At 62.3% G+C, this 13,752-nt stretch carries 12 protein-coding genes and 1 pseudogene; 6 read left to right on the forward strand and 7 right to left on the reverse strand.

Translation table 11 applies throughout. From position 1 onward, the window contains the following. Positions 1–84: 84 nt before the first annotated feature. From waaF to BGP02_RS06795, 4 genes are read left to right on the forward strand one after another with little or no spacing between them, the layout of a single operon-like run. Complete coding sequence (waaF, locus tag BGP02_RS06780) at positions 85–1,110, forward strand: lipopolysaccharide heptosyltransferase II (protein WP_017231602.1); 1,026 nt, start codon at positions 85–87, stop codon at positions 1,108–1,110. A 60-nt stretch (positions 1,111–1,170) separates the two neighbouring features. Continuing rightward, positions 1,171–1,626 (forward strand): nuclear transport factor 2 family protein, encoded by a 456-nt coding sequence (locus tag BGP02_RS06785; protein ID WP_286798240.1) that lies wholly within the window; start codon positions 1,171–1,173, stop codon positions 1,624–1,626. Between the two features lie 16 nt (positions 1,627–1,642). After that, positions 1,643–2,674, forward strand: a complete 1,032-nt coding sequence (locus BGP02_RS06790) for a YheT family hydrolase (protein WP_261938142.1) — start codon at positions 1,643–1,645, stop codon at positions 2,672–2,674. A 9-nt stretch (positions 2,675–2,683) separates the two neighbouring features. Then, complete coding sequence (locus BGP02_RS06795) at positions 2,684–3,349, forward strand: DUF2946 family protein (protein WP_261938141.1); 666 nt, start codon at positions 2,684–2,686, stop codon at positions 3,347–3,349. Between the two features lie 12 nt (positions 3,350–3,361). Here BGP02_RS06795 and BGP02_RS06800 read toward each other — a convergent pair whose 3' ends face one another. The 3 genes and pseudogenes from BGP02_RS06800 to BGP02_RS06810 form a co-directional block, all read right to left on the reverse strand. Beyond that, on the reverse strand, positions 3,362–4,585 hold the full coding sequence (locus BGP02_RS06800) for an MFS transporter (protein ID WP_261938140.1): 1,224 nt from the start codon (positions 4,583–4,585) through the stop codon (positions 3,362–3,364). 129 nt (positions 4,586–4,714) lie between these two features. Next, the gene (locus BGP02_RS06805; protein WP_261938139.1) at positions 4,715–5,077 is read right to left on the reverse strand and encodes a hypothetical protein; all 363 of its coding nucleotides are present in this window, start codon (positions 5,075–5,077) and stop codon (positions 4,715–4,717) included. 321 nt (positions 5,078–5,398) lie between these two features. Beyond that, positions 5,399–6,829, reverse strand: a pseudogene (locus tag BGP02_RS06810) (M48 family metalloprotease); the annotation flags it as partial. 470 nt (positions 6,830–7,299) lie between these two features. Between BGP02_RS06810 and moaC the strand changes: the two are divergent. Then, positions 7,300–7,779 carry a cyclic pyranopterin monophosphate synthase MoaC gene (gene moaC / locus BGP02_RS06815; RefSeq protein ID WP_286798241.1) on the forward strand — a complete coding sequence of 160 codons (480 nt, stop codon included), beginning with the start codon at positions 7,300–7,302 and terminating at the stop codon, positions 7,777–7,779. Positions 7,780–7,863: 84 nt separating this feature from the next. Here the strand turns inward: moaC and BGP02_RS06820 are convergent, their stop codons facing one another. Continuing rightward, the gene (locus BGP02_RS06820; protein ID WP_286798242.1) at positions 7,864–9,075 is read right to left on the reverse strand and encodes an MFS transporter; all 1,212 of its coding nucleotides are present in this window, start codon (positions 9,073–9,075) and stop codon (positions 7,864–7,866) included. 103 nt (positions 9,076–9,178) lie between these two features. Between BGP02_RS06820 and BGP02_RS06825 the strand changes: the two genes are divergently transcribed. Further along, complete coding sequence (locus BGP02_RS06825; protein ID WP_286798243.1) at positions 9,179–10,144, forward strand: LysR substrate-binding domain-containing protein; 966 nt, start codon at positions 9,179–9,181, stop codon at positions 10,142–10,144. Between the two features lie 142 nt (positions 10,145–10,286). Here the strand turns inward: BGP02_RS06825 and groL are convergent, their stop codons facing one another. From groL to BGP02_RS06840, 3 genes are all read right to left on the reverse strand, one after another. Next, on the reverse strand, positions 10,287–11,933 hold the full coding sequence (groL, locus tag BGP02_RS06830) for a chaperonin GroEL (protein ID WP_017231612.1): 1,647 nt from the start codon (positions 11,931–11,933) through the stop codon (positions 10,287–10,289). 49 nt (positions 11,934–11,982) lie between these two features. After that, on the reverse strand, positions 11,983–12,273 hold the full coding sequence (groES, locus tag BGP02_RS06835; protein WP_017231613.1) for a co-chaperone GroES: 291 nt from the start codon (positions 12,271–12,273) through the stop codon (positions 11,983–11,985). A gap of 649 nt (positions 12,274–12,922) precedes the next feature. Further along, positions 12,923–13,729: an oxidoreductase gene (locus BGP02_RS06840; RefSeq protein ID WP_261938135.1), complete on the reverse strand. Its 807-nt coding sequence runs from the start codon at positions 13,727–13,729 to the stop codon at positions 12,923–12,925. Positions 13,730–13,752 lie beyond the last annotated feature (23 nt).

Raw genomic sequence — 13,752 nt, forward strand, 5'->3', positions numbered from 1 at the left:
GGCGCAGCCGACTGCGGTTGCCCTGTACCGCCCGGTTGACTGTCCGTATCTTCGCAACGCTTAACGTTTAGAGTCTCCGCCACGATGCATAAAGCCTTGGTGATCGCCCCCAACTGGATTGGGGACGCGCTGATGGCGCAGCCGTTGTTCACCCTGCTCAAGCGCCTGCATCCGCGTCTGACCATCGACGCGATCGCGCCCAGCTGGGTCGCCCCGGTGCTGGAACGCATGCCGGAGATTTCGCGCGTCGTCGCCACCGACCTCGCGCACGGCAAGTTGCAGCCGCTGGAGCGCTACCGGCTCGCGAGCGTGCTCGCCGACGAGGGGTACGACGCCGCCTATGTGCTGCCGAACTCGCTGAAGTCGTCGCTGATTCCGTGGCTGGCGCGCATTCCGTTGCGCATTGGCTACAAGGGCGAGCACCGCTACGGTCTGCTCAACGTGCGCCACGCCAATCCGCGCAAAGACGAGCGGCCGCCCATGGTGCGGCACTACGCTGCGCTCGCGTTCGCGCCCGGGGCCAAGTTGCCCGATGCGCTGCCCACGCCGCGCATCGACGCCGACCTGAACGAGTCGGCGCGTGTCTTCGCGCGCTTCGGCCTTGATCTGCGCGTACCGCTCGTGGTGTTCTGCCCGGGTGCAGAGTTCGGACCGGCCAAGCGCTGGCCGCCGGGCCATTTCGCGCAGTTAGCTCAGTTGGTTCGCCGCTCGTTCCCGTATGCGCAAATCATTGCGCTCGGCTCGGGCAAGGACGGTGCGCTCGCGCAGCAAATCGCCGCCGATGCGCCGTTCGTGCGCAACCTGTGTGGACAGACGTCGCTGGCCGAGGCGTGCGCGCTGCTGGCCCGCGCCAATGCGGTGGTGAGCAACGACTCGGGCCTGATGCATGTGACGGCCGCATTGCGCCGCCCGCAGATTGCCCTGTTCGGATCGTCCGATCCGCGCCACACACCGCCGCTGTCCGACCAGGCGCATATCCTGTGGCTACAATTGGAGTGCAGCCCGTGTTTTGCCCGCGAATGCCCGTTGGGCCACACCCGCTGCCTCAATGAGCTGATGCCCGAGCACGTATTCGCGAATTTGCGCAACATCCTGCTCACGCAGCGCTGATGTGGTCCATGACGGCGGCGCGCTTAGCTCGATTCCGGTAACACTCAACGGTAAATCCACATGCCACGTTTTGTCCGTCTGTTCGATGCCGCCAGTGAAACCATCACGGCCTTTTACGATGCGCTGCGCCGTGGGCAGACGGATCGCGCCATGTCGCTGTGGGCGAACGAGGATTTCGTCAGCTATATTCGCGCCGACGGCACCCGATGGGACGGTCTGGAACAGATCCGCAACGGTCTGGTCGCCCAGTTCACGCAAAGCGTGGTGCTCGTCGACTCGCTGGATACGACCGAGTACGACACCGTTGGCACGGTCGTGCACACGGCGACCGAAGCAATGCGCGTCGGCAAGGAAGACGCCGGCCAGACGACCGCCCAGCTCATCCACACGACATACGTGCTGGTGCACGAGCAGGGCGACTGGCGCTTCGCCCATATCCACTCCAGCCCGTTGCCGCCGCATGCTGTCGAGCAGTTCAGCCTGATGATGCACGCGCGTCCGGACGGGCTGCACTGATCTGTACGGTACGACCATGACGGCGCGCCCCGCGACGTTTCTTCCCCTGGATTACCGGGCACCCCGGTGGCTGCCCGACGGGCACAGCCAGACGATCTACCCGGCGCTGCTGGGTCGACGCCCGTGCGTCGAATTCCGTCGCGAAACGTGGGACACGCCCGACGGCGACTTCGTCGATGTCGACTGGCTGGTCGCTCCCCCTGCGGCGCAAAAAGCCCCGCCCGCGCCCGAAGGGCTGGTGGAGACACCGCTCGTCGTGCTCTTCCATGGACTGGAGGGCGGGTCCGGCAGCCACTACGCCCGCACCCTGATGCGCGAAGTCGAAGCGCAGGGGTGGCGCGGCGTGATTCCCCACTTCCGCAGTTGCAGCGGCCGCATGAACCGCGCGCCGCGCTTTTATCACTCCGGCGACAGTACCGAGGTCGACTGGATATTGCGGCGCTTGCGTGCGAACGCGTCCGGCCCGATCTTTGCGGCGGGCGTGTCGCTGGGCGGCAATGTATTGCTGCGCTGGCTCGGCGAGCGCGAGGGGCATGCGGCGCAAGTGGTGAGTGCCGCGTGCGCGATTTCGGCGCCGCTCGATTTACGCGCGGGCGGACTGGCGCTCTCGCACGGTTTCAATATGGTGTACACGCGCAATTTTCTGGGCACGCTCAAGAAGAAGGCGCTCGCGAAGCTCGACCAATACCCCGGGCTGTACGACCGCGATCGGATGATGGCCGCGCGCGATCTCGGCGAATTCGATCATGTGGTGACGGCTCCCTTGCATGGTTATCACAGTGCCTTCGACTATTACACGCGCGCGTCGAGCAAGCCGATTCTGCCGGCCATCGAAGTGCCGACGCTGGTCATCAATGCCCGCAACGACCCGTTCCAGCCGGCCAATGTGTTGCCGGGCGAAGACGACGTCGGTCGCCACGTGCGGCTCCTGCAGCCGGCGCACGGCGGACACGTCGGCTTCATGAGTGGGCCGTTTCCGGGCGGCATGACATGGATGCCGCACACGGTCATCGATTACTTCCGTCAATTTTTGCCGACTCCGGCCTGAAGGTGCCTTATGGATGAAATCGTTCGACAGGCGATGGCCAAGTGGCCCAACGTGCCGCATTGTTACGGCTGGCTCGCGCTCGACCGTCGCGGTCAGTGGCGCATGCGCGACGACGCGGCGCAGGCGGCGGGCACGGCTGGCGATCCGATTCGTCATGCAGCGCTCGTCGCGTTCATCGCGCGCAATTACGCCAGCGACGACGCCGGGCGGTGGTACTTCCAGAATGGGCCGCAACGTGTGTATGTGGCGCTTGCGTACGCCCCGTTTGTGGTCCGGCTGACGTGGGATGCCGCGGCGAACGACGGTCGCGGCGCACCGGTGTTGACGGACCAACTGGGCCATGCTTTCGTGCCGCAGGCGTGTCTGCTCGACGAGGACGGCAACGTCGCGTTCGTGGGGGCGGTGTCTGGCGGCGAGGAGAATGGGAGATCGACGCCGAACGCGCCGCTCGCGTTGCTGCACGATCACGACATCGATCTGCTCACGCAGGTGTCCGATCTGGCGCAAGCCTTCGAGATTGCGCAAACGTCGGACGATACCGCCGACGCCAAGGGCGCGGTGCGGCTGCATTGGCGCAACGGCGATTCACTCCCGTTCGCGACGACCCATGCGGGCACCCTGCCGCAGACGTATGGGTTCGAGCGCACCCCGCGGGCCGACGATCAATCGGCGTGAGTCAATGCGCCCTTACGCCGCGACATCTCGTCGCACTGGCGCGGACTCGCCAAATGCATCGGGATATCGGCTCGTATAGAAGCGCTCGACGCCATCGCCAGCGTCGTTCTCGCTGAGCAATTTCCACGGTTCACGCGCGAGACACGACGCCAATCCGGCGATGCAGACCAGCCCGCCGTACAACCACCATCCCCCACTCATGTTGCCCAAAGCGTTCGCGGCACCGTAAAGTGTGAATGACAGCATGCTCGCCATCTGTCCCGCCAGCAGCGTTGCGCTCGCGACTCTAACCCGCACGGAAGATGGCATCGCAATCACCCGCCGATCGATGCCGTTCATGGACAGACACGCACCGAATACGCCAGCCGACATCAAGCACCCACCCAGTGCGGCAACGGAATCGACAGCCGTTGCCACGGCAAGACTAGCGGCCAGCGCCGCCCAAATCGCAATGTAACCCAGCCTGTGTTGCAGTGCGCCGGAGAGGATAGGGTGAAAAACAACAACCCCTGCAATCGATCCGACGACGAATGCGGCAATCAACCAACCGACCTGCGCGTCCGGTAGTGTCGCGTGTTGAACGAGTTGAGGAATCAGCATCGGAACGATCCCTGCCGTCGCGATAACCAGCAACATGTCGCAGAGCGTGAAGAAGCGTTCCGCCGGCAACCGGATTTTCAGTGTAAATCCAGCAAACGCACGACGAAACCATGTTCTCGCGGGGGCAGGTGCTGACGTCCCGATCCCGGACATCGAAGGCAGTACTGGAAGTCGTGACAGCAGGGGCAGTAAAACGCCCCCGAACAATGCAACACACCACAAAGCGTATTGGTGAGTGCTGAGTAGTAAGGCGGCGGCGGCGAACAACGGCCCGATAATACGACCGAGATTGACCGTAACCCGCTTCAGGCGGAACGCGGATAACACACGCGCTTTCTCGACAAGCTCCGCCGGGTAGATGCTAAGTAGCGGTTGTAAGACGGCGAAGGCGGCGACCGCCACCATGTCATTCACCATCCAAAAAGTGACGCTATGCGTTGCACTTGCAATCACCACCCGCGACACGCCGCATAGCACGATGATCACACATGCCCAGCGCAGGACCTTACTGCGGGACAACCCCTCAGTCCATGAAGCCGCCACCGGCAGCGCGATGAAGGCACTTGTGGCGAGCGCTATCTCGTACGCTACGACGCCCGCGGTGCCGAAGCGGCCGAGCAATACGATGGGAACCATTGCGTTCCACATGCCTAGGTAGGTCGCAAGGAGAAAATCCAACGACAGGTAAATGCGGAATGGGGACACGGTGCGAGGTCAAAGAGCAACCACGACCGAACGTCGGCTGTGGCAGCCACTAGGCGAATGTTAGCGGGCGGCTACGAAATGCTCGACATTGGCGTCGACCCAATCGACACCAAATTGCTTCAGCAATCGCGTATGCATGTTGTTTAAATAGACATCCCGATGCTCGGAAAAATACTTGGCATCAAACCAGCGCACACCAAAGCACAAGGTATTCCCCCGAATTCCGACTGGATTTTGCCAATCGTATTGGACATCCTCCTCTGGCCGCAAGCTCAGCCGAAGATCAGACTTACGAATTTCTTCGACACATTGGCGCAGGTTATCGCGGTCGCCAAACTTGATTCGGCATTTCGTTAAAGCAACAATCGGCTTGTTAATGGGTCGCTCGTTGTCTATCACGACTTCGTACTGGCAATTCTCCATACTTCACCTCATTCAGTGAATATTGGTCGAAAAGTTCGCAGCGAAATCACACTGCGAAGCGAGCACGGTACCGTGTCGCCATACTCGCCAATCGAAGTGTTGTATGCAATAGGAGTGCGTCAGAAACCCAAATGGGAAAACTCCGATGTTCCAATTTCTCCGTGATCTTTTGGGATCGACACTCGAAAAATAGCGAAAACCCCAAGATATTCACGCTTCGCCAGTTTCACATGGCGGGCGCTTTCCGATAGATTAAAAGCAACGGCGCAACTCGCACGCGAATAAGTGTACGCAACTTCGCAGCACGCGCCGCTTATCCCCTTATCCGGCCAGTTTGCCGAAGTCCTTCTCGTCTTCCTTGTCGTCCTTGTAGCGGCGCTGGAACTCGTGAAGTCGCGCGTCGATGACCGACATCTCGTAAAAGCTGGCGTCGCCGGCCTCACGCGCGAGCTTCAACTGGCTGACGGCCGCCATCCATTGCCCTTGCAGCGCATATTGTTCCGCCAATGCTGCGTGCTGACGCGTCCGCTTGCCGGCCGCGGCCCATGCCCCTGCCAGCGCCCGCCACCAGATGGGCTCGCTTCGATAGCGCTCGACCTGCGCTTGAAGGAACTTCGTCGCGTCGGGAATCCGCTGGCTGGCGACCAAGGCATCGGCATAAGCCATATCGGCGGCCTGCGAGAGTGGGAACGCGGCACGCGCCTGCGCGGCGACGCGCAAGGCTTCGTCCGGCTGGCCCGACAAGCGCGCGATATCCGACGCCAGCACAGCCAGACTCGGCGTACCCGGCCCCGTGCCACCGAAAGCCGCGCGCGACTTCTCCAGCGCCTCGCGCGCCGGCACCCAGCGACGCTGCTTGAACTCGGCCAGCGCCACCGCATACCATGCCGCCGCCACATTCGATGTGGTCTGCGCGCGGATCGCTGTGCGTTGCGCGTCGGCGATCGCCGCGTAATCGCTCGCGGACTTCTGCTGCAAGACGAGCGAGCGCGCCCGCACAAACGCATATTCGGGCGACTGCACAGGCTGACGATAAGCGGCAGTGCGCGAGCGATTGAGCATGTCGGCGATGCGATCCGTCGTCAGCGGGTGAGTCCGGACATATTCCGGCACGCCGGCTTCGTTGATCGAATCCGCGCGTTGCAGACGCTCGAAGAAGGTCGGCATCGCGTACGTGTCGAAGCCTGCCGCCTGGAGCAACTGGAAGCCGACGCGATCGGCCTCACGTTCCGCATCGCGCGAAAAACGCAGTTGCCGATCGACGGCAAGGCCTTGCCCGCCCATCGCGATTCCCATGCCGAGATCCGGGCTCCGTGCCCCGATGCCGGCGAGCAGACCGAGCAACATGCCGCCGAGGGCGATCCACGAGTTTTGCGACTGTTGGCCGAGCATGCGCGCGATGTGATGTTGCAGAACGTGCCCCGTCTCGTGTCCGATCACAGAAGCGAGTTCCGACTCGGTGCGCGTCGCGACGATCAATCCCGTGTTGATGCCGATGAAGCCCCCCGGCAGTGAGAAGGCGTTGATGTCCGAATCACGCACCACGAAGAATTCGAAACTCTGACTGGCGTCGAGTCCCACTGTGTGCGCGGCCGCCACGAGCTTGCCACCCAGGGCATTGACGTAATCGGAGAGCAGCAAATCCGACAGGTAATCGGGATCGGCGCGAATCTCCCGCATCACGCGCTCGCCGAGCTTGCGCTCCATCGCTGGCGACAAGTCCGCGGCAGAACTCTGGCCGAGGGACGGGAGCGACTGCGCGGCCGCCTGGGTGGGGATGACGACGGCGGCGAACGTCATTGCCGTCATTACGGGCAGCATGGCCAACGCCATGAAACGCCGCCACCGGGCGACGTGGCGCTCGGGGTGAGGCGGCTGGGACGACGGCTTCGGCATGGAGGTCATGCGCACCATGCGCCAGATGGGCGCCCTGGACCGGGCAATGAGAACGCGCGACACATGGGAATCAGGCCGGAGATGCCGATGGCGGCGCGAAACGAACATAACGAGCGGAACGAACGCGTCATGGAAATGGGCGCCGCGTGGCGCTGATCATTCAGGGCTGCTGCTATGATAGCAGCCAGACGCAGACGTTCCGCAGCATCGCCAAAACGTCGTCAATATAGGCATAACTCATCCGAAACGGCGCTATCCTTTCGCTCGCAAAAGGCGCTCGCGAACCGTCTCCCGACACTATCGCAACCTCTTCTCAGCATCGACTCATGGCAGAACTCACCCATTTCGACACCGACGGACAGGCCCACATGGTTGATGTCGGCAGCAAGGACAGCACGCATCGTATTGCCGTGGCGCGTGGCACCATTCAGATGAAGCCGGAAACGCTGGCGCTGATTCGCACCGGCACGGCCAAGAAGGGTGACGTACTGGGTATTGCTCGCATTGCGGCCATCCAAGGCGCCAAGCGCACCGCCGATCTGATTCCGCTGTGTCATCCGCTCGCGCTTACGCGTGTGACGGTCGAGTTTCTGGTGGACGACGGCGCGAACGCCGTACACTGCCGCGCGCAGGTCGAAACCGTCGGTCGCACGGGGGTGGAGATGGAAGCGCTCACCGCGGTTCAAGTCGGCTTGCTGACGATCTATGACATGTGCAAGGCCGTCGATCGCGGCATGACGATCACCGATGTGCGCGTGCTGGAGAAGCACGGCGGGAAGTCGGGCGATTGGGTGGCGCAGGACTAAGCCAGCGGCGGAGTCCTCGACACCCGACACCAAAGATGGCGGGCTCGCTATGCGAACCGCCCCATCCAGTCGACACACGCCGCGTCACGCCGCGGCGACCTTGCCCGCGCCCTGACGTTGGGGCCAGAAGTACCACACTGCCCCCAGCGCTTGCAGTGCGATCAGGCCCGTCCAAGCGGAGAAATGCGCCTGCGCGCTGTGCGCCGCGTAAGTGCCGAGCACGGCCCCGACGCCCACCTGACACAAGAAGATCAACAGAAAGATGACGAGCGTGAGCGACGTATTGACGCGCCCGATCAACGTGCCGTGGAAATGCTCCGCCAACACCGCGTACGACAGGATGCCCGTGCCACCGAAGATGCCATAGGCGGCCCAAAGCCAGACCGGTGGAATCGGCGCACGCATCAACAACAGCGACTGCACCACGACGAACAGCACCATCCCGGCGCCGGAAAATGCGAACACGCTCACGCCACGGCGTTCGAGCGAGCGCGCGGCCGCACCGAACACTACGCTCCCGGCCATCATCGCAAGCCCCACGACCGACACCAGCGAGGCAGCCTGCGACGCCGACAGCCCTTCAACGTCGCGCATGAACGGCGCCATCCATAGCGATTGCATTGCGTAGAACACGCCCTGCGTGATCCCCGAGAGCGAAGTCACTTTCCAGAACATTCCGCTTCCCAGCACCTGACGCACGCCCTTGAGCGCCTCGGACAACCCGCCTTGCGCGTGCGACCCCGGCTTCTCGGGCGCGCCGAACCACAGCGCGACCGACATGAAAATGGTTAACGCCGCCAGTCCGAACGACACGATGCGCCAGTCGGTCAGCCCGAGCAGCCAGTTGAGCGGTGTTCCCACCACGACGCCGCCCATGCCGCCCACGGCCATCACCAGGCCGTTGAGCAGCGGCAGACGTGCTACCGGAAACCATTGCGCCAATGCCTTGAAGGCGCTGCCCAGACACACCGACACGCCGACGCCGATCAGCAAGCGTCCCGCCATCAGCGCACCGACGCCTTGGGCCAGTCCGAACAGCGCGGCGCCCGCAGCCGCGAGCAGCAGCACCAGCGACGCCACCCGGCGCGGGCCGAACTTGTCGAGCAGCACGCCCGCGGGCAATTGCGCCCCGGCAAAGCCGAGGAAGTAGAGGCTCGTCAACAACCCGAGGTCGGCCGACGAGAGGCCGAGATCGCGCGTCATATACGGCGCAAACCCAATATTCACGCCGCGGTACACGTAGGAAACGAAGTATCCGCAGGCGAACAGGACGAAGATGCGAAGTGCCTTCGACATGAAGCCATACCTTAGTCATTTGCTCGGGTATCGATTGTCGGCGGAACGGCGCCCTGAAGCCAACGAAACCTTTGCGCCCGTATTGTGAGTAGAATTTGACATCATGATTCCTCACCTCCCTCCCCTCCAATCGCTGCGTGCACTTGAAGCTGCTGCCCGCCACCGTAGTTTTACGCGGGCGGCCGACGAATTGAATTTGACGCACAGCGCCGTGAGTCATCACATGCGCTCGCTCGAACAGCAACTCGGCACGGCGCTGTTTCGTCGCGTGGGGGCCCGCATGATCCCGACCAGTGTCGGGGCGCGTCTGGCCGAGCGAGTACGCGTTGGGATGTCGGAACTCATTGAGGCGATGACTGAAGCCCGGGCGGGCACGGCGTCGGGCGTGTCGCCCGCCGTCGTTCGTCTGGAAATCAGCGTCATGACCGATTTGGCGGCCCAATGGCTGATTCCTCGGCTGGGCCGCTTTAGCGAACAGCAGCCCCATATCGATCTGGTGGTGCGAATTCACGCGGATATTGCCGCGCCCGATCCGTATTCGGTCGACGTCGGCATCTGGCATCAACGGGTCGAGGCGACCGGGTTCGTCACGCGCAAGCTGCTCGATGACTATGTGATCGCCGTGTGCCACCCCGATCTGATCGCGCGTGTGCCCGGGTTCACGGTGGCCGATACGCACAAACTGCCGATGCTGCGCTTCGCCTATCGATCATGGCGCGATTGGCAGGTCGCCGCCGGACTGACGCCACATGAGCCGACGCGCGGGCCGATTTTCGACGACTCCGGGTTGCTCCTGCGTGCCGCTATGGCCGGACAAGGCGTCGCCACTACACGCAGCTTGCTCGTGCGAGATGCGCTCGCATCCTGCGAGCTGGTGCAGATTGGCGATGTCCGCATTGCACCGAGCCTCGAATATCACGTGAGCTGGCGGGAAAATCATCCGCGCGAGCGCGCGATTCACGCCTTCTGGCAGTGGATGCAGGATGAGATTGCGGCCACGACTCCGCTCGCCGTACCCAGTCTGCGACGCGGCGACGGCAACAGCGACGTGCCGATCGCCCAGGCATAAAAAAACGGCAACGAATTCCGAAGAATTCGTTGCCGTTTCCGGTGCGGACTTGCGCCACCGAATCGAAGATTCCGTGACGAAGTCCGGCGACCGAGGCAGGTGGGGTGCCTTGCGGCCCCCGTCATGCCGTCTCTTTCGAGACTTACATGCCCATGCCCATGCCGCCCATACCGCCCATGTCACCCATGCCGCCAGCCATCGGAGCATCTTCCTTCGGCAGTTCGGCAACAGCGCAATCGGTCGTGAGCAGCAGGCCCGACACCGAAGCGGCGTTTTGCAGTGCGGTGCGGGTGACCTTCGTCGGATCCACAACGCCCATTTCCACCAGGTCGCCGTACTCGCCGCTCGAAGCGTTGTAGCCGTAGTTGCCCTTGCCGGCAATCACGTTGGCCACAACGACGCTGGCTTCTTCGCCGCCGTTGGCGACGATCTGGCGCAGCGGTTCTTCCATGGCGCGCAGAACGATCTTGATACCGGCGTCCTGGTCAGGGTTGGCACCCTTGATGTCGGCCACGGCCACGCGAGCACGCAGCAGCGCAACACCACCGCCCGGGACGATGCCTTCTTCCACGGCAGCGCGGGTAGCGTGCAGCGCGTCTTCGACGCGTGCCTTCTTTTCCTTCATTTCGACTTCGGTCGCAGCGCCGACCTTGATCACGGCAACACCGCCGGCCAGCTTGGCCACGCGCTCTTGCAGCTTTTCACGGTCGTAGTCGCTCGTGGCTTCTTCGATCTGGGCACGGATTTGCTTGACGCGGGCTTCGATGTTCACGCCTTCGCCGGCACCATCGATGATGATGGTGTTTTCCTTGCCGATTTCGATGCGCTTGGCTTGGCCCAGTTCGTTGAGCGTGGCCTTTTCCAGCGTCAGGCCGATTTCTTCGGCGATGACCTGGCCGCCCGTCAGGATGGCGATGTCTTCCAGCATGGCCTTGCGGCGGTCGCCGAAGCCCGGAGCCTTGACGGCGCAGGTCTTCAGGATGCCACGGATGTTGTTGACCACCAGCGTTGCCAGGGCTTCGCCCTCAACGTCTTCGGCGATGATCAGCAGCGGACGGCCAGCCTTGGCGACTTGCTCGAGCACCGGCAGCAGGTCACGGATGTTCGAGACCTTCTTGTCGAACAGCAGGACGAACGGGTTTTCCAGGATCGCGACTTGCTTTTCCGGGGTGTTGATGAAGTACGGCGAGAGGTAGCCGCGGTCGAATTGCATACCTTCGACGACGTCCAGCTCGTCTTGCAGCGACTTGCCGTCTTCGACGGTGATCACGCCTTCCTTGCCGACCTTGTCCATCGCCTTGGCGATATAGTCACCGATCGAGGTATCGCTGTTGGCCGAGATCGAGCCGACTTGAGCGATTTCCTTGTTCGTCGTGCAGGGCTTGCTGATCTTGCGCAGTTCTTCGATGGCGGCGGCAACGGCCTTGTCGATACCGCGCTTCAGGTCCATCGGGTTCATGCCCGAGGCAACGTACTTCATGCCTTCGCGCACGATCGACTGGGCCAGCACCGTGGCGGTGGTGGTACCGTCACCGGCGTTGTCGCTGGTCTTGGAAGCCACTTCCTTGACCATTTGCGCGCCCATGTTCTGGAGCTTGTCCTTGAGTTCGATTTCCTTGGCGACCGACACACCGTCCTTGGTCACGGTCGGGCCGCCGAAGCTGCGCTCGAGCACGACGTTGCGGCCCTTCGGGCCCAGGGTCACCTTGACGGCGTTGGCGAGAATGTTGACGCCCTCGACCATCTTGGCACGAGCGGCATCGCCGAAAACGACTTCTTTAGCTGCCATTGCATTAACTCCTTGAATACTTTACGTAGATGTCTGGGGGGAGACAGTCTTAGGCGGCCACGACGGCCATGATGTCTTCTTCGCGCATGACCAGCAGTTCCTGGCCATCGACCTTCACGCTTTGGCCGGCGTACTTGCCGAACAAAACACGGTCGCCCACCTTCACATCGAGTGCGATCGACTTACCTTGATCGTCTTTCTTGCCCGGGCCGACGGCCAGGATCTCGCCCTGATCCGGCTTTTCAGCGGCGGCTTCAGGGATCACGATGCCCGATGCGGTCTTCGTTTCGTTGTCCAGGCGCTTGACAATCACGCGGTCATGCAAGGGACGAAGGTTCATTACAAGCTCCTCTTTCTCTCTGTGAGATCGACAAAACCTAAATATGCAAACATTTGCATATTTGGTGAATTCATGGCGTTAGCACTCTGCGCCAACGAGTGCTAATTATAGGGACGGGGTTTGACGATTTCAAGACGCGGGGTTTTCCCGGAGGTGAATTGTCTGTTGTCGAGATTCACTGAATTTTGAACGTTGTTCACTCAACGTTGAACTCGCCAGATCGACAGCCGAGACAACCCCTATGAAATCAATGACATACGGGACAATCGCAGCCCACCCCCTTGCCGGGCGTAAACGTTTGCTACTGACGATGCGACGAACCGCTACGAGGTTCGTACGGTGGGTCGCTATGGGCGTCAGGCGGTGTTCCCACAAGAAACCTAACGTCGGGTGGACTTTTGCTGGCTCTCGCGAACAACGGTAAGCCGTACGGAAGCGGCGAAAGACGCGCCTATACGCATCCAGTTGAGCCGCCATGTGTGCCCCGCCCACCGGTGGGCGTACGAGACCCGCTCGAGTGAAGACTTGTGTAACGCCGGAGGCCCGACGTCCCCCCGACTTCGGTAGCACTCGGCACTAAGAGAACCGGGTGTTAGGGTCGCATGGCGTGCTGATGCGACGCACAACATCTTCGCGGCGACGGAAGGGTTCACGCGAGCCCGAAAGTTTTCCTCAAGCTGGCATCGACCGGCCCGGAGGGCATGAAGCGCCGCAATTTTCTCAGGAGCGACGCCTGACCCGCGGGCGTACGACGCATACGCCAGCTGCCGAGCGCGGCTTCAACGATTGTGTTTGCCACGCCATCGGGTGCGGGAGCACCTTTGACGCTGTCGACGACGGCGCCCGATGCAAGCGCACGCTCGCGGTCATAGGCGGCGATATTCGAACTCGCTTGAGGCGCGTTGACATCGAGATTGGTTCGGGTAAAGGACGGCTCGATCAGCGTTGCGCGGATGCCGAACTGGCGCACCTCGTGATCCAGTGTCTCGGTCAACCCCTCGACGGCATGCTTGGACGCCGCATAGAGTCCCATGTAAGGTGCCGGCAAAAAGCCAAGTACCGAACTGATATTGACAATCCGTCCGCGTCGTTGCGCCCGCATATAGGGAAGCACCGCCTGGGTCGTACGCAGAATGCTGAATACGTTGGTATCGAGCAGCGCCGCAGCTTCGGCAACCGACGTTTCCTCAACCGCGCCGATCAGCGTCGTGCCGGCATTGTTGACGAGTACGTCGATACGCCCGGCACGATCGACGATCGCATGAATCCCGGTTCGAACGGAAGCATCGTCGCGCACATCCATCTCCACCAGCTCAACGCCGGCCAATGGCACCGCTTTCGCGATGCTGCGCACGGTGCCAAATACGCGGCACCCGCGCTTCGCGAACTTCTCGGCGGTCGCGCGTCCGATACCAGACGACACGCCGGTGACAACGACCACTTCGGAATTAGGCATAGCAATTTCCTTCCATACAGTAG

The sequence above is a fragment of the Pandoraea sp. 64-18 genome (assembly GCF_001899225.1).
In the GTDB taxonomy this organism is placed as follows: Bacteria; Pseudomonadota; Gammaproteobacteria; order Burkholderiales; family Burkholderiaceae; genus Pandoraea; species Pandoraea cepalis.